The sequence below is a fragment of the Clavibacter sp. VKM Ac-2872 genome (genome assembly GCF_015351105.1).
GTDB lineage: Bacteria > Actinomycetota > Actinomycetes > Actinomycetales > Microbacteriaceae > Clavibacter.
In genome coordinates, this window is the sequence record NZ_JADKRR010000001.1 from 47803 (window position 1) to 65737 (window position 17935).

The window sequence follows — 17935 nt, forward strand, 5'->3', positions numbered from 1 at the left end:
GCGACGCGCGGGCATGGGGCGCCTCCGAGGTTCGAAGCGGATGTGCGATCCATAGCTTCCACCGTGCATGATGGAAAATTCTTCTAGTTGAAGCGTGCTTGATCTAAAGTGAGGGCATGCCTCCCACGCCTCCCCCCGTCACGAGAGCGATGCGCACCGTCGGTCGCAACCTCGCCACCCAGCGGAAGCTGCTCGGTCTGACGGCGAAGATGGTCGCAGAGCGCGCCGGGACGACGCAGCAGACCATCAGCAAGCTCGAGAACGGCCAGGGCACCAGCCTGGAGATCACGCTCCGAGTGCTTCGCGTCCTGGGGCTCATGGACGCCGTCGTTCTCGCGACCGATCCCTTCGGGACCGAGCGAGGCCGGCTGATGGTCGAGGAGAAGCTGCCGGAACGGGTCCGGGTGCGCAAGCATGGCTGACGTCTACGAGGTGACGACGGTGCTCGGTCGCGAGGAGGTGCGGGCGGGCAGGATCTACCGTACGAGGACCTCCGGTTCGTTCGAGTACGACTCGGACTACTTGCGACGACGGGACGCGTTCGCACTCGTACCTGCCCTGGGTCTGTTCCCCGGCGCCCAATCGCTCTCTCCCATCAACCCCTTCAGCGACTCGGCGCCGGACACCTGGGGTCGGAAGGTGCAGAACCGTGCCGCCGGCCGCACCCTCGATGAGCTCACGTTGATGTTCGGCGTCAACGACGAGGGGCGACAGGGGGCGACCCGCTTCTGGGATGGCGGTGTCGCGATGGCGCCCGGCGCCGGGGTCCCCGTCGAAGCCGACCTGTCCCAGATCATCCATGTCGCCGACCAGATCGAGCGTGGCGAGACGGAGATCGATGACGCCGCGGTCCGTCGTCTCTTCCGGGCGACCGGCTCGCTGGGTGGTGCCCGCCCCAAGGCGAACGTGCGGATCGGCACCGACCTGTGGCTGGCGAAGTTCCCCAAGCCCACCGGCGACGAGTGGAACGTGATGGCGTGGGAAGCGGCGACGCTCGACGTGATGGGCGAGGTGGGGATCGACGTCCCGCAGCACATCACGAAGGCGATCACGGTGGAGGGCACCCGACGTACGGTGCTGTTCCTGAGGCGCTTCGACCGCACCGCCGATGGCGTCCGCGTCCCGTACATCTCGGCGATGACCGCTCTCGAGGCCACCGACGGGGACGGAGGCGACTGGGTCGATCTCGTCGACTTCGCTCGCGTGGCCGGCGCCGACACGACGGAGCTGTGGCGGCGGTCCGTCTTCGGGGCGCTCATCGGCAACCTCGACGACCATCTGCGCAACCACGGCTTCCTCCGTCGGGGGACAGCCTGGGCCCTCGCTCCCGTGTTCGACGTGAACCCGGAGCCGCTCGGCAACGGGGAGCTGCACCAGTTGGCGCTCCTCGGCGATCGCGAGGCGAGGCTCGAGGCGTTCGCCGCCGAGGACGCGCTCGATCTGTTCGGTGTCCGTCCGTCACCGGCACGGGACCACCTCGAGCGGCTGCGGTCAGCGTTGCCGCGACTTCCGAGGCGAGCCTCCGCCCACGGCGCCGACGCTTTCACGATCGAGACGATGGGTTCCCGCATCGATGCCGCGGTCGCGGCCGTGGGTCGGGTGCTCGAGCGATAGGGGCGGCGGCGCTGTTCTGCCTCGCGGCTAATTGTGTTAGCTTGTAGCTACAACGATTAGCTGCCCGGGAGGACACGATGAGCGAGACCCTTTCCATCGGCGCGGAGACCCTCGCCTACGACCTGGCCGGCGACGGCCCGCTCGTCGTGCTCGCGCACGGGATGGGCGACAGCCGCCACTCGTACCGCTTCCTCGTGCCGGGGCTCGTGGCCGCCGGCTACCGGGTGGCGAACGTCGACATCCGCGGCTGCGGCGAGTCGAGCACCGGCTGGAGCGGATACAGCCGCACCGACATCGCGGGCGACCTCGTCGCGCTGGTGCGGCACCTCGGCGGCCCGGCGGTCGTCGTCGGCCAGTCGATCAGCGGCGGCGCGGCCACCATCGCGGCGGCCGACGCCCCCGACGTCATCTCCGGCGTCGTCGAGCTCGCGCCGTTCACCCGCGCGCAGTCGGCGGACCTCGGCGGCCTCCTGCGCGCGAAGGCCCACCGGGCGGCGACCGTGCAGCTCGCCCGCGTCCTCCTCTTCGGGAGCCTCGCCGGGTGGATGCGCTACCTCGACCTCGCGTTCCCCACCACGCCCGCCGACTGGGCTGCCGAGAGCGCCCGCATCCGCGCGACCCTCGAGCGACCGGAGCGCATGGACGTGCTGCGGGCGATGGCGAAGACGAGCCCGGCGGACGCGGGCGCGCGGCTCGCCGACGTGCGGTGCCCGGTGCTCGTGATCGAGGGCGGCGCGGATCCCGACTGGGCCGACCCGCGGGCCGAGGGCGAGCGCATCATCGCGGATCTCCCCGCCGGGCTCGGCGAGCTCGCGGTGATCGACGGCGCCGGGCACTACCCGCACGCCGAGACGCCGGATGCGGTGCTGGCGCTGCTGCTGCCGTTCCTCGGCCGGACCCTCGCCGCGACGACCCCGGGCGCCCGTGCCTAGGGCCGGGCTCGACGCCGCGACGGTCACCGAGGCGGGCGCCGCGCTCGCCGACGAGATCGGCATCGCGGGCCTCAGCATGGGCGCGGTCGCCGAGCGGCTCGGCGTCAAGACGCCGTCGCTCTACAAGCACGTCGCCTCGCTCGCCGACCTCCAGCACCGGATCGCCGTGCTCGCCACCGCCGAGGCGGGCGACGCGATGCGCGACGCCACGCAGGGCCGGGCGGGCCAGGAGGCGCTGACCGGCGCCGCCCACGCGCTGCGCGACTACGTGACGTCGCATCCGGGGCGCTACGCCGCGACGGTCGGCGCGCGGTCGCGGGGCGACGGGGATCCGCTCGATCCCGCCCGCGAGCGCGCCCTCGACGCGCTCTCCGCCGTGCTGCACGGCTACCGGCTGGGCGAGGCCGACCGGATCCACGCGCTCCGGATGCTGCGGAGCGTGCTGCACGGCTTCGCGACCCTGGAGGTCGCCGACGACTTCCAGATGGCGACCGACATCGACGTGAGCTTCGGCTGGATCGTCGCGTTCCTCGACGGCGGTCTGCGGGCGACGGCCGGCGGAGGGCGCGCGTCGTGAGCGGCGGGCGCGCGCGGGCTGTCCCGGCGGCGCGGTCCGGCACGCGGCCGCCCGGGCACGACACGCTCGCCGGCGGCCTGCGGTTCCTCGCCGAGCTGATCGCGTGGGTCGCGACGCCGTGGGCGCTGTGGCCGCACTCGATCCCGCTCGCCATCGGCGCGGTCGTGCTGCTGATCGCCCTGCCCGCGATCCTCAGCACCCCCGGCGACCGGCCCGGCGGCGACGGCCCGGTCCAGGCGCCCGGCATCGTGACGATCCTGCTCGTGCTGCTGCAGCTGGTCGCGGCGTCGCTGGCCGCGTGGGCGATCTGGCCGACGTGGATCGCGGTGGCCGTCACGGCGCTGTGCGTCGCGGTGGTGGTCACCGAGCAGCCGCGCTGGCGGGCGCTGACGCGGCGTCGCCGACCGGGCGTCGCCGCCGATCGCCGGCGCTAGCGGGCCGCAGCCTCCGGTCGTCGCCACCGCCGGAGCAGCGCGGGCGCGGTGGTCAGCACGAGGATCGCGAACAGGGTCTGGTTCGCCACGCCCCACACCGAGAGGCCGCCGATCGTCGCGAACACCGTCCAGTTGACCGCGATGTCGGCGACGATCACGGCGATGCCGAGCGCGACCCCGGTGCGGCGCCGTCGGGCCAGCAGGGCGATGACGAGCGGATCCAGCACCGTGAGCGACAGCCAGAAGGCGCGGAGCGCGAGCGGGAAGCCGGCGTAGACGTCCGCCCCGCCGATCACGATGTCGAGGACGTGGGTGGTGGTGCCGATGCCGAAGCCCGCGATCCAGAGGATCCGGACGACCCGCGGCCCGCGCTCGGGATCGCGGCGGCGCACGTCGCCCACCTCAGCCCCAGCTCGCGGAGCCCGGCGGGACCGATGCCCGCGCGCCCCCGCGCCATCGCGCGATCGACTGCTCCACGTACTCGCCGACGAGGGCCGGCAGGTCGAGCGTCGGATTGTGGATCCACTGGATCTCGAGCCCGTCGAGGATCGCGAGGAAGCACGCGGCCTCGTAGTCGAGCGTCGCGTCGTCCATCGGCGGCACCTGGCCGAGCGCCACGGCCTCGCCGATGCGGCGGCGGATCTGCGCGATGGTGCGCGAGTACCGGCCGCGCATGTACGCGTGCGCCGGATGCGTCGCGTCGCTGGTCTCGGTCGCGAAGGTCAGGTACAGCTCGAGGAAGCCGCGGTGCTCCACGTGGTACCGCATCAGGTCGACGAAAGCGCGGAGCGCGGGCAGGCCAGGGGCGGCCTCGGAGACGAACGGCTGCTGCCGGTCCCACTGCCGCAGCACCTCCGTCAGCAGCTCCTCCTTGCGGAAGTAGCGGAGCACGGCCGCGGGCGATACTCCCACCTCGTCGGCGATCTCCTTGATCGTGGCGGCGCCGTAGCCGCGGACCCCGAACACGCGGACGGCCGCGGCGACGATCTCCGCGCGCCGTCGGATGCCCGCCGAGTAGAGGCCGCGCGGCGTCGATCCGCCGGTCGCGTCCGCCCCTCGATGCGGGCTCGGATCCCCGTCAGCACGCGGAAAGTTTTCCACCGGAGCGGGGGATGCCCGGCGCTTCGGGGTGGCGCTCCTCGACTCGGTCACGATGCGGATCCTCCCTCTTGTGCCTGCGTGGACCCGGACGTACAGTGACTCAATCGTAAACGAAGCGTCAGTATTCGTTCCGCGGTGATCAGTGCTAGGGACGAGGGCGTCGTGGGCGAAGAGGTGTTCGGTGTGGGCCTGGTCGGGGCCGGGCCGGTCGGGCAGGCCATCCACCTGCCGACGTTGGCGCGCATGGCCGACCGCTTCCGGGTCGTCCACGTCATGGACGTCGACGCCGAGGTCGCCGAGCGCGTCGCCGCCCGCGCGGCAGCCCGGCACTCGACGGACGCGGACGCGCTCATCCAGGATCCCGACGTCGACGTCGTCGTCATCGGCAGCCCGAACCGCTTCCACGCCGAGCAGGTCGTCGCCGCGTGCCGCGCCGGCAAGCGCGCCGTGCTCTGCGAGAAGCCGCTCGCCGTCTCCGCGGAGGAGGGCCGGGCCATCGCCCGCGCATCCGCCGAGCACGGCGTGCCCGTGATCGTCGGCACCATGCACGCGTTCGACCCCGCGTGGATCGCCGCGGCCGACGCCTGGGACGCCTCCGGCCGCGCGCCGCACACCGTCCGCATCTCGGCCGTGATCCCGCCGAACCCCGACTCCGAGGACTCCGCCACCGAGATCGTCGGCCGCCCCGCACCCCGCGTCGCGGGCGAGCCGGACGTCGAGGCGCAGGCGCTCGCGGTCACTGGCGGCGTGCTCGGCCTCGCGATCCACGACCTCCCGCTCGCGCGCCGCCTCCTGCCCGACGCCCGCCCGCGCGTGATCAGCGCGCGCGCCCTCCGGCCGTGGGGCTATGAGATCGTCGCGATGGTGGGGGAGAGCGTGCTCGAGATCCACGGCATCGGCGGCGCATCGTGGGATCCCGAGTGGACGCTCGACGCCGTCGCGCGCGACGGCTCCCTCCACCTCGACTTCTCCCTCTCCTACGTGCACGCCGGATCCAGCACCGCCACCCTCACCGACGCCCGCGGCACCACCGGCTGGGGCCCCTACGCCGACAACGGCTACCTCGGCGAGTGGGAGCACGTGCACGACGTGATCACGGGCCGCGCCGCACCGGTGGAGATGGACGCGCAGCTCGCCGACCTCGACCTCGCGACCGACATCGCGGAGCAGAGCGCCGCGATCGTCCGCGCGGGCGGCGCCGTCCCCGCGGCGACCGAGGCCGGATCCGACGTGCACGCCGCCCGGACGGAGGTCGCCGCATGACCGCCCTCACCCTCCGCATCGATCCCGCGGCGTCGGCGACCCACGCCCACGCGGCCGTCGCGACCCTCGCCTCGCTGCCCGAGTCGTTCCGCCGCACCGACGACGCGGGCGACGTGGTCGTGGTCGCGGGCGGCGACGGCTGGGCCGGACGCGCGACGGACGCGGCCCGCTCCGGCGCCCGCGCGCTCCTCGTGCTCGACCCCGGTCCCGCCGCCGACGCCGACCTCGCGGACCTCGCCGCGGCGGGCGTCCCCGTGGTGCTCGACGTGCCGTGGCGGCACGACGAGGCCGTCCGCCGGGTCGCCCCGCGGATCCACCGGCTCGTCGCCCCCGGCGCCCTGTTCGAGGCCCGCGCCACCGTCGCGTCCACCGACGACCTCGCCGGCGCAGCCCGCGCCCTCGCGCTCACGGCGCAGACGCTCGTCGGCTCGCCGCTGACGGAGCTGGCGCCCCTCGCGGAGACGCCCGACCACCTCATGCTCTCCGGCATCACCGCGTCCGGCGTGCACGTGATCGTCAGCGCGGTCGTCACCGCCCACGCCCACGCGTGCGCGACCTTCCGGCTCGTCGTCGGCGACCGCGCCGCGCACGTCGTCCTGCCCGCGCCGGGCACGGCCGCCCCCGGGCGCGCGAGCGTCACGGACGCCGCCGGCCGCGAGGACCTCCCCGTCGTCTTCGAGTCCGGTCACCGCACGGCGATGCGCCTGGCCCGCGATGCCGCCCACGGTCGATGCGTCCCCGACGACGTCGCCGACCTGCGCTCCCTCCTCGCCGCAGGGCCCGCGCTCGCGGCCGACGCGCGCCCCTAGACCCAGCCCCTTCCCTTCCACCACACACAGCACCACCGGACAACGGAGTCAGAAATGCCACAGCAGTCATCCAGCGCCTTCGGCAACGGCCTCACCCGACGATCCCTCCTGAGCGCGGGCGTCGGCGCCGCGGCGGTCGGCCTCCTCGCCGCCTGCAGCGGCGGCGGCGGAGGCGCATCGGGCGCCGGCGCACCCCTCAAGTTCTGGAACATGCCCTGGGGCGCGCCCGCCTTCCTCACCGAGGACAAGGTGATCTCCGCGGCCTACAAGCCCGCGAGCGGCATGGGCGGCGTGAGCTACCAGCAGGTCCAGTGGGCCAACTTCACGCAGACCTTCTCGACCGCGGTCGCCGCCAACAACGGACCGGCCGTGAGCTCGGGCGGCGGGACGACGGCGTTCCTCTTCGAGTCGCAGGGGAAGATCGCGTACGCCGACGACCTCATCGAGACGTGGAAGGGCAACGGGATCTACGACGACTTCCTCCCGGGCCTCGTCGACACCCTCAAGACGGCCAACGGCTACGCGGCCGTCCCGTACAACCTCGACATGCGCATGTACTGGTACCGGAAGGACCTGCTCGAGAAGGCCGGCGCCGACGTGCCGACCGACTGGGACTCCTACGAGGCCGCGTGCGCCGCCCTCAAGAAGATCGGCGTCTACGGCTACGGCACCCGCTCGGGCGCGGGCGCCTTCACCGGCTTCCACCAGATCGTCGCCCACATGATCAACAACGGCGGCGGCCTCTTCGACGCCGACCAGAACCCGGACGTCGTCACGGACAAGAACATCGAGGCCGTCGAGTGGGTGCTCGGCATGGTGAAGAACGGCTACGTGGATCCCCGCAGCGCCACCTACACCTCCGACAACGCGTACCAGCAGATGGACGCCGGCACCTTCGGCATGTTCTGGGACGGCGCGGGGGCCACGGCCAACGTGACGCCCGAGACCGCGGCGCAGATGGTGGTGGGCGACCCGCTCGTGGGCCCCGGCGGCGAGAAGGGCGCGCTCTACTTCCCGAACAACATCATGATGTACAAGTCGACGCCCAGCCAGGAGAACAGCGAGGCGTTCCTCACGTACTACTACCAGAACATGAAGTCGCTCTGGACGAAGCAGACCGGCATCGGCCTGCCCCCGCTGAAGTCCATCGCCGACGAGGCGTACGCGGACGACCCGAACACCACGAAGATCCTCAACGACTGGCAGCCCATCTCGAAGACCTGGGGCGCCCCCGGCTCGAACACGGTCTTCCAGAACGTGACCAAGGTCGACGGCACGCAGCCGACGATCTCGTTCGCGCAGGCGGTCCTCGGCGGCACGGTCACGGCGAAGGCCTCCCTCGAGACCCTGCAGAAGGAGCTGGAGGCCGGCGCGTGACCCGCGTCGTCCCCCGGGCCATGACGTGGACGGGATGATCTGATGGCCGTCGACACCCGCGACACCCGCGTCGCGGACAAGATCGGGCTGGCCCGCCGCGGCGTCGGCGTGGCCGGCCCCGGTCGGCCGCCGAGCGCGCCGCGGACGGGCCGCGGGAAGACGCCGCTCGGCCGGGCGGGGAAGACGCTGGCGCTGTTCGCGCTGCCGTCCCTCCTCCTGCTCGTGCTCCTCAACGTCTACCCGGTCGTGTACTCGTTCCTCCAGTCCCTGCAGAAGGGCACGCCGTCGACGCTGCCGTGGCAGACGCCGTTCGTCGGGTTCGAGAACTACGCGAACGTGCTCACCTCGGAGTCGTTCCGCAACGCGACCACGTTCACGATCGTCTTCACGGTCGTGGGTGTGTTCGGGTCGTGGATCGTGGGGCTCGCGCTCGCGCTGCTGCTGCGCACCCGGATCCCCGGCAACGGGTTCTTCAAGGTGCTGCTGCTCCTGCCGTGGATCGTCCCGGTGGTCGTCTCGGCGACCTCCTGGAACTGGCTGGTGGCGACGCCGCAGAGCCCGGTGCCGATCATCCTCGAGCGGCTCGGGTTCCCCGACGCGAACTTCCTCGGGGATCCGGTGCTGGCGCAGGTCGTGGTCTGCGTCTTCAAGGTGTGGATCAGCTTCCCGTTCATGCTGATGATGATGTCCTCGGCGCTCGCGTCGGTGGACACCAACGTCTACGAGGCGGCGAAGATGGACGGCGCGAGCGCCTGGCAGGCGTTCCGCGGCGTGACCCTCCCGATCATCTCCCGCACCACCTACATCAGCTGGGTGCTGATGACGATCTTCTGCGTCAACGACTTCCCGACGATCTTCCTGCTCACGCAGGGCGGTCCCGTGAACGCGACGACGTCGCTGATCGTGCTGGCGTACCAGCAGGCGTTCCAGAACCTGCAGACCGGCCCGGCGACGGCGGTGGCCTTCATGATGACGGCCGTGCTCGTCCTCGTGTCGACGCTGCTGTACCGGCAGATCAAGAAGGCGGACATCGAATGAGCCAGGCACTCGCCGTCGGCGGCGCCACGTCGGCGACCGTCGGCGACGTCAAGCGGACCTCCGCGAAGCAGCGCGAGCAGAAGGGCCAGTGGTGGCGCTTCCTGCTCATCGCGGTCATCACGCTCGTGGTGATCACGCCGATCCTCGCTGTGCTGTTCCTCTCCACGCAGCCGGGGCAGAACTCGACGGCGACCGGGTTCACGCTCGAGAACTTCGAGCGCGTGCTCGGCGGCACCGACGTGATGATCTGGCTCGGCAACAGCCTCGTGGTCGCGCTCGTGACCGTGCTCGTGTCGGTCGTGATCGCGGCGCCCGCCGGGTACGTGCTCAGCCGCTCGCGGTCGCGGCTCGTCTCCGGGTACTCGCTCGTGCTGTTCGTGGTGCAGGCGCTGCCGGTGGTGACGGCGGCGATCCCGCTGTTCATCACGTTCTCGGCGATGGGCCTCATCAACACGCTGCAGGGCGTGGCGATCATCTACATCGGCTCGACCATGTCGGTCGCGATCTGGATGATGGCGGCGTACATCGACTCCATCCCCATCACCCTGGAGGAGGCGGCGTGGATGGACGGCGCGAGCGTGTTCGGCGGCTTCGTGCGCGTCGTGCTGCGCAATTCCCTGCCGGGCATCCTCTCGACCGCGATCTTCTCGTTCCTGCTGGCCTGGAACGACTACCTGATCGCGCTCCTGTTCCTGCAGGACTTCACGAAGTACACCCTCCCCATCGGCCTCAACACGTTCTTCCAGCAGAACGCGGCCGACTGGGGCTCGGTGATGGCGGTCGCGGTCATCATGATGCTGCCGCCCGTGCTGATCTTCGCCCTGCTGAACAAGTACTTCAGCGTCGGCGGGATCGGCGGGTCGCTCGCCGGGAGGTGAGGCGGCCTCGCCCCAGACGAGAGCCCGCCCCCGTGGTCCTGATGGATCGCGGGGGCGGGCTCTCGTCGTGCGGGCTCTACTTGGTGGGCTTGTGCTGCCAGCGCACGTGGCGCTCGCCGGCGCGCGTGATGACGCCGAGCTCCTCGCCCTTGAGCGGGTAGTTCGTCGGAGTGCGCTCCGTCGGCGTCCGGGTGAGGAAGTCCCACGTGTCGGCCAGCGGCCCGCGGATCGTCGCGGCCAGATCCTGCCACCCCTTCCGCGCGCTCTCGGTGGCGAAGACGATCGCGTACTCGGACCTCTTCGTCGGCCTCGGTACCTGAGGATCCTTCGCCACGGTCAGGGGCGCTCGACCGGCGTCGGGTGGGCGAGCCACTCGACCGGGGAGGAGGCGAGACCCGCGGCGATGGCCGTGGCGCTCTCGCGCCAGGAGGTGAGCTCGGCGATCGCGAGGTGGGGCTGGCCGGTGGAGAAGGAGGCGCGCGCGGCGTCGACGAGCTCGCGCGAGCAGGTGTCGCGGTCCGCAGCGGACAGGGCGAGCATCCACGGGAACCGCTGGGTCATGCGCGAGGCCAGGGAGCCCTCGTCATCGAGCGTGACGGTGATGAGGTCGGCCGCGAGCTGGAGGAGCTGCGCCTGCGCATCCGCCGCGGTCTGGGACATGAGCACCAGCGTCTCGCCGTCCCGACGGGTGACCTGGACCGGGTGATCCTCCGCCTCGGCGAACACGTCCGCCGAGTGCTTGCTCAGGTCGGACGAGCGACGGATCGTCGTGCGTGCGTCATGGAGGAGAGCCATGACGCCAGTTTATTCGGAACGCATTCGGAAGTCCACGTCGTCATCGCGCGCCTCGTACGCCGCCCGCTGCTCCTGCACCTCGCGGATCCGGGCGATGTCGAACTTCGGGCGGCGGTGGAAGTCGTAGATGCCGTTCTGCTCCTGGAACGTGTCGGTGAGCTGCGTGAAGCAGTAGCCGAACATCAGCGGATCCTCGAGCAGCACCTCGGTGAGGCCGCGGAACCGGGCGTGCCACTCCTCGACGCTCGCGACGCGCTCGCCGTAGCCCCATGAGACCGCGCGGGCCGGGTCGCTCGCGTCGGCCTGCGGGCGGTCGATCTCGTCGGGGTTCCACCAGATGCCGCCGTACTCGGAGACGAAGAAGGGCTGGCCCGCGTAGGGCACGGAGATCGCGCGGCCGTCGAGGTCGTTGACGAACGGGCGACCGTCGGCGAGGCCCGCCTGCTCGCGGCGGAACGCCTCCGGGTCCTGCTCGTAGGAGTGGGAGTCGTAGACGTCGGAGGCGCGCACGCGGTGCGAGTAGCCGGAGGCGTCGAGGACGGGACGGCTCGGATCCGCCGCCTTCGTCGCCTGGTACATGCCGGCGGTCACGTCGTCGAGCTGCGTGATGCGGTCGTGGATCGCCTGGTACGTCTCGTTCAGCGGGCACCAGCCGACGATCGACGGGTGGGAGCGGTCGCGCGTCACCGCCTCGATCCACTGGGTGATGAACGACGCCGTCGGCTGCTGCGCGTCCGTGCCGAGGCCGCCGCCCGCGCCCCAGTCGCCGAACTCGCCCCACACGAGGTAGCCGAGCCGGTCGGCGTGGAAGAGGAAGCGCTCCTCGAACACCTTCTGGTGCAGGCGCGCGCCGTTGAAGCCCGCGGCCATCGACAGCTCGATGTCGCGGACGAGCGCCCCGTCGTCGGGCGAGGTCATCAGGGTGTCCGGCCAGTAGCCCTGGTCGAGCACGAGCCGCTGGAAGACGCGACGGCCGTTGAGGAGCACGTCGCGGCCGTCGATCGCGATGGAGCGGAGGCCGCCGTAGGACGCGACCTCGTCGACCACGCGGGCTTCGTCGCCCGAGCCGTCGACCAGGCGGAGCGTGATGTCGTAGAGGTGCGGGTCCTCGGGCGACCACAGGCGAACGCGATCCTCGGGGATGCGGAGGGTGACGCGCGCGCCCATGTCACCCGCGGGGATCCGCGACCGCGTGATCTCGCCGGCGGCGTCGGCGAGCACCGCCTCGAAGGACAGGCCCGCCGTCCGGTGCGAGAGCTCGGGCGTGATGGTGAAGGAGGGGTCCGCGCGCTGCGGCTCGATGTGCGCGGAGCGGATGTGCGCCTCCGGCACGGGCTCCAGCCACACCGTCTGCCAGATCCCGGTGGTGCGCGTGTAGAAGCAGGACGTGTTCTCGAACCAGGTCGCCTGCTTGCCGCGGGCCTGCGGCTCGTCGCGGGTGTCGCGGGCGCGGACCACGATGGTCAGCTCCTCCTCGTCGGCCCGCACGCCGAGATCCGCCGTGAACGACGTGAAGCCGCCGCGGTGCCGGGCGACCTCCTCGCCGTCCACCCACACGGTCGCGTCGTGGTCGACGGCGCCGAAGTGGAGGAGGACGCGGCGGCCGCTCCAGCCCGCGGGGATCCGCACGGTGCGGCGGTACCAGACCGCCGTGAGGAAGTCGACGTCGCCGATGCCCGACGCCGTGGACTCCGGCGCGAACGGCACGAGGATCTCCTCCGCGAGATCCCGCTCGAGCAGCCCGCGCTCGAGCCCGCTGTCGCCGCGGTCGCGCTCGAACTGCCACGGCCCGTTGAGGTTCAGCCAGTCGGGGCGCGTGGACTGCGGGCGCGGGTGCTCGGGCTTGGGGATGCGGGCGGTGCCGTCGGTCATGATCGGGCTTCCTTCTGTCGAGACGGAGGGGAGGTGCGGTCGATGCCAGCCTGCCGCGGTCGGATGGGACGGCGCCGCACGCGTGGCGGGCGCGTCGGTCAGCGGGCGTCGCGCGTGGTGGTCGGGGCGGCGGGTGCGGATCCCCACGCCGGGCTGCGGATGCCGTCGGCCGCGCTCGTCCACGAGCGCAGCCGGTCGGCGACGTCCGCGCTCCGCTCGTCGGCGGTCGCCTGGGCGAGCGCGTCCTCGAGCAGGTCGGCGATGACGACGCGCGCGCCGCCCCGCTCGCTGCTGCGGATCGCGCCCTCCACCATCGCGAGGCTGAGCACGTTGTGCCGCACCTCCGTCGGCGGCGTCGTGCCGGCGCGGAGGGATCCGACGAACTCCTCGAGCGACGCGGCGATGCCCTCGGGGTGCTCGGGCACGTCGAACCGGCCGCCCGGGACGTCGAGGCCGACCACATCGTCGCCGTCCCAGCGCGCGGCGCCGCGCTCGCCGTACGCGCGCCAGTCGGCGTTCCACGACGTCGGCATGCCGGGCGTGCAGCGGCTGCCGACGTAGGCGAACCGGGCGCCGGACGCGAGCTCGAAGTCGGCGGTGGCCGCGGCGTCGCCCGCGAACCAGCTCCACGGCGGGTTCCACGAGCTGCAGCGCACGGCCACGGGCTCCTCGCCCGTCGCGTACCGCAGCTGGTCGAAGTGGTGGATGGACATGTCGACGAGCAGCGGGTGCGCCATCTGCTCGCGGAAGCCCGGCTCGTGGTCCTCGTGCAGGAACTGCGCGTGCACGACCGCGAGCGGCCCGAGCTGCGCGACGCCCTCGCGGAACGCCGTGAGGTGCGTGAAGTACCGGCGCGACTGGCTGACCATGAGGAGCCCGCCCGTGATGTCGGCGAGCGCGACCTGGCGGAGCGCCTCGGCGACGGTCGGCGCGAGCGGCTTCTCGCACAGCACCGGGAGGCCCGCGCGGAGCGCCTGCTCGTTCACGACCCGGTGCGCCTGCGGCACGGTCACGTTCACCACGGCCCGGGCGCCGGATCGCGCGGCGACCTCGGCGACGGACGCGCCCACGGCGATCCCGTCGAGCCCCGCGGCGCGCACGGCGGCCTCCGCGAGCGGGACATCGAGGTCGACGACCCCCACGAGCGCGGCGTGCGGGGAGTCGGCGAGCATGCGGATCCACAGCGCGCCCATGACGCCGGCGCCCACCACGACGACGGGCAGGCGGTCGGATGCGGGTGCGTCGGCGGCTCCCGGTCGGCGATCGGACGTGGTCATGGTGCTCGCCTCCCGGGCACGACGGCGAGCCCGCTCCGACGATACCGGGCGTCCGCTCAGTCGCGCGGGGCGGCCGCCGTCTCCGCCCGGATGGTGGACGCGGTGGGCGGAGCCGCGTGCGCGCCGTGACCGCCGTCCGACGGGAGGCCGGCCGGGAGATCCGCGCCCGCCGATGCGTGCGGGTGCGTGCGCTCCAGCGCCGCGCCCTCGATGTCGACGTCCGGCAGGATCCGGTCGAGCCAGCGCGGCAGCCACCAGGCCGAGCGGCCGAGCAGGTGCATGAGCGCGGGCATCAGCAGCATCCGCACCACGAACGCGTCGAGCAGCACGCCGAACGCGAGGCCGAAGCCGATGGACCGGATGATGGTCGACTCCGAGAAGACGAACCCGCCGAACACCGACACCATGATGAGCGCCGCCGCCGTGACGACCGCGCGCCCCGCGCGGAAGCCCTGCACCACCGCGAGCCGCGCCTCGGCTCCGTGCACGTACGCCTCCCGCATGCCGCTGGCGAGGAACAGCTGGTAGTCCATGGCGAGGCCGAACAGGATCCCGACGAGGATCACCGGCAGGAAGCTCAGGATCGGGCCCGAGCTCTCGAGGCCGATGAGGCTCGCGCCCCAGCCGAACTGGAACACCGCGACGATGAGGCCGTAGGTCGCGAACAGCGACAGCACGAACCCGCCGGTCGCGATCAGCGGCAGGAGGATCGAGCGGAACACCACGATGAGGATCAGCAGCGACAGCCCCACGACCACGAGCAGGTAGAGCGGCAGCACCGCGGCCAGCGCCTCCGAGATGTCGATGTTCGTGGCCGCCTGCCCGGCGACCCCGAGCGAGATGCCGCCATCGAGCTCGGGCAGCGCGCGGATGTCCTGCACCAGCTGCTCGGTCGACGCGCTGTTCGGCCCCTCCTGCGGGAGCACCTGGAACGCGAGCACGGTGTTGTCGTCGGTGTTCGCGACCGGGGCGACGGCCACCACGTCGTCGAGGTCGTGCAGCGCCTGCGCGACCTCGACCTGGGTGGCGAGGAGGTCGCCGTCGGGGAGGCCCGCGGGCACGTCGGCGACCACGAGCAGCGGGCCGTTCGCACCCTCGCCGAACTCGTCGGCGACCGTGGTGAAGGCGCGCTGGCTGGTGGATCCGGCCGGCTCGCTGGATCCGTCGGGCAGGCCCAGCCGCATCGACAGGCTCGGGATCGCGACGACGAGCAGGGCGACGATCGTGCCCACGACCGTGAGCACGGCGCGCGCGTTCGACATGGGCTTCGGGGCCGTGCCGGCCTCCTGCGGTCGGGACGGGTCGGCGGCCGACGCCCGGGCGCGGTCGCGCTTCCGGAGCACGCGCCTGCCGGCGAGGCCGAGCACCGCGGGCGTCAGCGTGATGGCGACCAGCACGGCGACGAGCACGCAGACCGCGCCGACCGTGCCCATCAGGGCGAGGAACGGCACGCCCGTGATGTTGAGGGCGAGGAGCGCGACGATCACGGTGGATCCCGCGAACACGACCGCCGTGCCCGACGTGCCGTTCGCGAGCCCGATCGACTCGCGCACGCCGGTGCCCGCGAGGAGCTGCTTGCGGTGCCGGTTCACGATGAAGAGGGAGTAGTCGATGCCGACCGCGAGGCCGAGCATCACGCCGAGCACCGGGGTCACCGACGCCATGTCGACGACGCCGGAGAAGGCGAGAGAGGCGGTGACGCCGACGCCCACGCCCACCACCGCGGTGACGATGGGCAGCGACGCGGCGATGAGCGTGCCGAGCATCACGATGAGCACGATGGCCGCGAACACGAGGCCGACGACCTCGCCGACGCCGAAGATCTCGGGCACGCCCTGCGCGAGGTCGGTCGCGAAGTCGACGCTCGTGCCGGCGACGGGCGCGTCCTGGAAGTGGGAGATGGCGTCCTGCTTGGTCTCCTCGGAGAGCTGGAGGCGCGGATCCGTGAACGACACGTTGACGATGGCCGTCGAGCCGTCCGCCGAGACGACGCCGATGCCGTCCGTGAGGCCGAGGAGCGTGCGGCCGAGCTCGGCCTGCTCGGCGCCCGACTCGAGCTGCGTGCGCGACGAGTCGACCGTGGACTGCTGCTGCTGGAGCGCCTGGGTCTGCTGGTCGAGCTGCGCCTGCTGCGCGTCGAGCGCGGCGATCTGCGCGGCGGGCGCGCCCGCGGTCACGGCCTGCTGGCGCGCGGCCGTGAGCTGCTGCTGGCCGGCGTCGAGCTGCGCCTTCCCGGCGTCGAGCTGCTGTTGCGCCTGGTCGAGCTGCGTGCGGCCCGCGGTGATCTGCGCGTCGCCGCTGGCGAGCTGCGCGGCCTGGTCGGCGCGCTGCTGGGTGACGGCGAACGGATCCACCACGCGCGCGACGCCCGGGAGGTCGCCCGCGCTCGTGGCGAGGGCCGAGATGTCCTGCTTCTGCTGGTCGGTGAAGGCCGACCCGTCGGTGGTCCGGTAGACGACCGTGCCGGTGCCGCCCGCGGTGTCGGGCAGCGTCTGGGCGAGCTCGTCGGTGACGGCGCCGGACGCGGTGCCGGGGATGTCGAAGCTGTTGCCGAGGGTGCCGGCGAACGCGAGGAACGCGCCCACGCCGATCCCGAGGATCACCACCCACGAGACGATCACGAGCCACGCGCGACGCGCGGCCATCGAACCGAGCCGGTACAGCACAGACGCCATGTCATCTCCCTCAGACTCTTCGACGATACGCTACGTCTCGTCTAGTGTCGGGAGCTACCCTGACCGGATGAACGAGCACAGGTCCGGGCGGATCCGCAGCGAGGCGGCCCGCGAGGCGATCCTCGGCGCGACCGTGCGCCTCATCCACGCCGTCGGCTACGACCGCCTCACGATCGAGGGCGTCGCCAAGGAGGCCGGCGTCGGCAAGCAGACGATCTACCGGTGGTGGCCGTCGCGCGGCGCCCTCATCGCCGAGTGCATGACCGAGGGGCGGCTGATCCCGGTGGAGTTCGCCGTGCCCGACACGGGCGACCTCCTCGCCGACATCGAGCGCTGGCTCACCGGCGTGCTGGCCGTGCTCGACGCGCCGACCGGCGGCCCGCTCGTCCGCTCGCTCGTGTCGGCCGCCGCCGAGGACGCCGCCGTCGGCGACAGCCTGAGCGCGAGCCTCGGCGTCGACCGCGACCTGTCCGAGCGCCTGGCCTCGGGGATCCGCGCGGGCCAGCTCCCCGCCGACGCGCCCGTCGACGAGCTCGGCCAGGCGATCCTCGGCGTCATCGTGCTGCGCGTGCTCGGCCGGCAGGGCGACCACGCGGAGAGCGTGACGCGGCTGGTGCGGTTCGTGCTGGGATCCCGCCGCGCCTAGGCCGGCGCCGGCGCCTCGACCGCGAGCTTCACGCCGACCGCCCCGAGGAGCCCGCCGGTGGCCCAGCGCTGCCAGCGCATCCAACGGGGTCGGCCCCGCAGGAACACGGCGATCGAGCCCGCCGCGAGCACGAGCCCGGAGTTCACCGCGAGGCTCACCAGGATCTGCACCGCCCCGAGCTGGAAGCCCTGCGCGACGACGTCGCCGGCGCTCCGGTCGACGAACTGGGGGATGAGCGCGAGGTACATGATCGCGGCCTTCGGGTTGAGCAGGTTCGTCACGAGGCCCATGCGGAAGAGCTTCGCGGTGGAGTCGCGCGGCAGGTCGCGCGTGTCGAAGACGGACGCGCCGCCCGGGCGCAGCGTCGAGTACGCGAGCCACAGCAGGTAGGCCGCGCCGGCCACCTTGAGCCCCGTGTAGAGCCACGGCACCACGACGAAGACCGCGGCGAGTCTGACGTTCGCCATGGTCATGTAGACGACGAAGCCCACCCCGGTGCCGGCCAGCGAGACGAGCCCCGCGCGACGGCCCTGGCTGATGCTGCGCGAGACGAGGTACATCATGTTCGGACCCGGCGTGAGGACCATGCCGAGGGTGACGAACACCATGGCGGATGCGGCGGTCAGGGTGATCATCCAGGTGTCCTC

The 17935-nt window shown here is 72.4% G+C and carries 19 protein-coding genes; 11 read left to right on the top strand and 8 right to left on the bottom strand.

Annotated elements, in window-relative coordinates; genetic code table 11:
• Positions 1-149: 149 nt before the first annotated feature.
• The 5 genes from ITJ40_RS00240 to ITJ40_RS00260 all read left to right on the top strand — a co-directional run bounded on the left by ITJ40_RS00240 (position 150) and on the right by ITJ40_RS00260 (position 3557).
• Positions 150-422, top strand: coding sequence for a helix-turn-helix domain-containing protein (locus tag ITJ40_RS00240; RefSeq protein ID WP_228511682.1), 273 nt, complete (start codon positions 150-152; stop codon positions 420-422).
• Positions 415-1614: a type II toxin-antitoxin system HipA family toxin gene (locus tag ITJ40_RS00245; RefSeq protein WP_194664929.1), complete on the top strand. Its 1200-nt coding sequence runs from the start codon at positions 415-417 to the stop codon at positions 1612-1614. Before ITJ40_RS00240 ends, ITJ40_RS00245 begins: the two co-directional genes overlap by 8 nt.
• A 77-nt stretch (positions 1615-1691) precedes the next feature.
• Positions 1692-2546, top strand: a complete 855-nt coding sequence (locus ITJ40_RS00250) for an alpha/beta fold hydrolase (protein ID WP_194664930.1) — start codon at positions 1692-1694, stop codon at positions 2544-2546.
• A complete protein-coding gene (locus ITJ40_RS00255) occupies positions 2539-3123 on the top strand; it encodes a TetR/AcrR family transcriptional regulator (RefSeq protein ID WP_194664931.1) in 585 nt (194 codons plus the stop codon). The genes ITJ40_RS00250 and ITJ40_RS00255 overlap by 8 nt, the downstream gene beginning before the upstream one ends.
• Positions 3120-3557, top strand: coding sequence for a hypothetical protein (locus tag ITJ40_RS00260; RefSeq protein ID WP_194664932.1), 438 nt, complete (start codon positions 3120-3122; stop codon positions 3555-3557). Before ITJ40_RS00255 ends, ITJ40_RS00260 begins: the two co-directional genes overlap by 4 nt.
• Here ITJ40_RS00260 and ITJ40_RS00265 read toward each other — a convergent pair.
• Both ITJ40_RS00265 and ITJ40_RS00270 read right to left on the bottom strand, forming a co-directional pair.
• Positions 3554-3949 (bottom strand): hypothetical protein, encoded by a 396-nt coding sequence (locus ITJ40_RS00265; protein WP_194664933.1) that lies wholly within the window; start codon positions 3947-3949, stop codon positions 3554-3556. The two genes, ITJ40_RS00260 and ITJ40_RS00265, sit on opposite strands and share 4 nt — an antisense overlap.
• Before the next feature lie 10 nt (positions 3950-3959).
• Positions 3960-4709: a TetR/AcrR family transcriptional regulator gene (locus tag ITJ40_RS00270; protein ID WP_370531954.1), complete on the bottom strand. Its 750-nt coding sequence runs from the start codon at positions 4707-4709 to the stop codon at positions 3960-3962.
• A 111-nt stretch (positions 4710-4820) separates the two neighbouring features.
• On the opposite strand from ITJ40_RS00270, the gene ITJ40_RS00275 reads away from it, so the two are divergent.
• The 5 genes from ITJ40_RS00275 to ITJ40_RS00295 are packed head-to-tail and all read left to right on the top strand — an operon-like array spanning position 4821 to position 10023.
• Positions 4821-5921, top strand: a complete 1101-nt coding sequence (locus ITJ40_RS00275) for a Gfo/Idh/MocA family protein (protein ID WP_194664934.1) — start codon at positions 4821-4823, stop codon at positions 5919-5921.
• On the top strand, positions 5918-6730 hold the full coding sequence (locus tag ITJ40_RS00280; protein ID WP_194664935.1) for a hypothetical protein: 813 nt from the start codon (positions 5918-5920) through the stop codon (positions 6728-6730). The genes ITJ40_RS00275 and ITJ40_RS00280 overlap by 4 nt, the downstream gene beginning before the upstream one ends.
• 54 nt (positions 6731-6784) lie before the next feature.
• On the top strand, positions 6785-8107 hold the full coding sequence (locus ITJ40_RS00285) for an ABC transporter substrate-binding protein (RefSeq protein WP_194664936.1): 1323 nt from the start codon (positions 6785-6787) through the stop codon (positions 8105-8107).
• Positions 8108-8149: 42 nt separating this feature from the next.
• The gene (locus tag ITJ40_RS00290) at positions 8150-9145 is read left to right on the top strand and encodes a carbohydrate ABC transporter permease (protein ID WP_194664937.1); all 996 of its coding nucleotides are present in this window, start codon (positions 8150-8152) and stop codon (positions 9143-9145) included.
• Entirely contained in the window at positions 9142-10023 is an 882-nt protein-coding gene (locus ITJ40_RS00295) for a carbohydrate ABC transporter permease (protein ID WP_194664939.1), read from the top strand. The genes ITJ40_RS00290 and ITJ40_RS00295 overlap by 4 nt, the downstream gene beginning before the upstream one ends.
• Before the next feature lie 76 nt (positions 10024-10099).
• Here ITJ40_RS00295 and ITJ40_RS00300 read toward each other — a convergent pair whose 3' ends face one another.
• From ITJ40_RS00300 to ITJ40_RS00320, 5 genes are all read right to left on the bottom strand, one after another.
• On the bottom strand, positions 10100-10357 hold the full coding sequence (locus tag ITJ40_RS00300; RefSeq protein WP_228511684.1) for a hypothetical protein: 258 nt from the start codon (positions 10355-10357) through the stop codon (positions 10100-10102).
• Between the two features lie 2 nt (positions 10358-10359).
• The gene (locus ITJ40_RS00305) at positions 10360-10818 is read right to left on the bottom strand and encodes a prevent-host-death protein (RefSeq protein WP_194664940.1); all 459 of its coding nucleotides are present in this window, start codon (positions 10816-10818) and stop codon (positions 10360-10362) included.
• A 9-nt stretch (positions 10819-10827) separates the two neighbouring features.
• Positions 10828-12690 (bottom strand): glycoside hydrolase family 2 protein, encoded by a 1863-nt coding sequence (locus tag ITJ40_RS00310; protein WP_194664942.1) that lies wholly within the window; start codon positions 12688-12690, stop codon positions 10828-10830.
• Positions 12691-12788: 98 nt separating this feature from the next.
• Positions 12789-13967, bottom strand: a complete 1179-nt coding sequence (locus tag ITJ40_RS00315; RefSeq protein WP_194664944.1) for a Gfo/Idh/MocA family protein — start codon at positions 13965-13967, stop codon at positions 12789-12791.
• Between the two features lie 56 nt (positions 13968-14023).
• Positions 14024-16642, bottom strand: a complete 2619-nt coding sequence (locus ITJ40_RS00320) for an MMPL family transporter (RefSeq protein WP_194664946.1) — start codon at positions 16640-16642, stop codon at positions 14024-14026.
• A gap of 67 nt (positions 16643-16709) precedes the next feature.
• Between ITJ40_RS00320 and ITJ40_RS00325 the strand changes: the two genes are divergently transcribed.
• Positions 16710-17288, top strand: a complete 579-nt coding sequence (locus tag ITJ40_RS00325) for a TetR/AcrR family transcriptional regulator (protein ID WP_194664948.1) — start codon at positions 16710-16712, stop codon at positions 17286-17288.
• Here ITJ40_RS00325 and ITJ40_RS00330 read toward each other — a convergent pair.
• The gene (locus ITJ40_RS00330) at positions 17285-17923 is read right to left on the bottom strand and encodes a LysE family translocator (protein WP_194664950.1); all 639 of its coding nucleotides are present in this window, start codon (positions 17921-17923) and stop codon (positions 17285-17287) included. The genes ITJ40_RS00325 and ITJ40_RS00330 overlap by 4 nt on opposite strands.
• Positions 17924-17935: the final 12 nt, after the last annotated feature.

Excerpts from the sequence above, each read along its gene's own strand:
- ITJ40_RS00330 (WP_194664950.1), bottom strand. The coding sequence starts at position 17,923 with ATGATCACCCTGACCGCCGCATCCGCCATGGTGTTCGTCACCCTCGGC.
- ITJ40_RS00325 (WP_194664948.1), top strand. The coding sequence starts at position 16,710 with ATGAACGAGCACAGGTCCGGGCGGATCCGCAGCGAGGCGGCCCGCGAG.
- ITJ40_RS00295 (WP_194664939.1), top strand. The coding sequence starts at position 9,142 with ATGAGCCAGGCACTCGCCGTCGGCGGCGCCACGTCGGCGACCGTCGGC.
- ITJ40_RS00310 (WP_194664942.1), bottom strand. The coding sequence starts at position 12,690 with ATGACCGACGGCACCGCCCGCATCCCCAAGCCCGAGCACCCGCGCCCG.
- ITJ40_RS00280 (WP_194664935.1), top strand. The coding sequence starts at position 5,918 with ATGACCGCCCTCACCCTCCGCATCGATCCCGCGGCGTCGGCGACCCAC.
- ITJ40_RS00290 (WP_194664937.1), top strand. The coding sequence starts at position 8,150 with ATGGCCGTCGACACCCGCGACACCCGCGTCGCGGACAAGATCGGGCTG.
- ITJ40_RS00320 (WP_194664946.1), bottom strand. The coding sequence starts at position 16,642 with ATGGCGTCTGTGCTGTACCGGCTCGGTTCGATGGCCGCGCGTCGCGCG.
- ITJ40_RS00315 (WP_194664944.1), bottom strand. The coding sequence starts at position 13,967 with ATGACCACGTCCGATCGCCGACCGGGAGCCGCCGACGCACCCGCATCC.
- ITJ40_RS00245 (WP_194664929.1), top strand. The coding sequence starts at position 415 with ATGGCTGACGTCTACGAGGTGACGACGGTGCTCGGTCGCGAGGAGGTG.
- ITJ40_RS00285 (WP_194664936.1), top strand. The coding sequence starts at position 6,785 with ATGCCACAGCAGTCATCCAGCGCCTTCGGCAACGGCCTCACCCGACGA.
- ITJ40_RS00305 (WP_194664940.1), bottom strand. The coding sequence starts at position 10,818 with ATGGCTCTCCTCCATGACGCACGCACGACGATCCGTCGCTCGTCCGAC.
- ITJ40_RS00250 (WP_194664930.1), top strand. The coding sequence starts at position 1,692 with ATGAGCGAGACCCTTTCCATCGGCGCGGAGACCCTCGCCTACGACCTG.
- ITJ40_RS00240 (WP_228511682.1), top strand. The coding sequence starts at position 150 with ATGCGCACCGTCGGTCGCAACCTCGCCACCCAGCGGAAGCTGCTCGGT.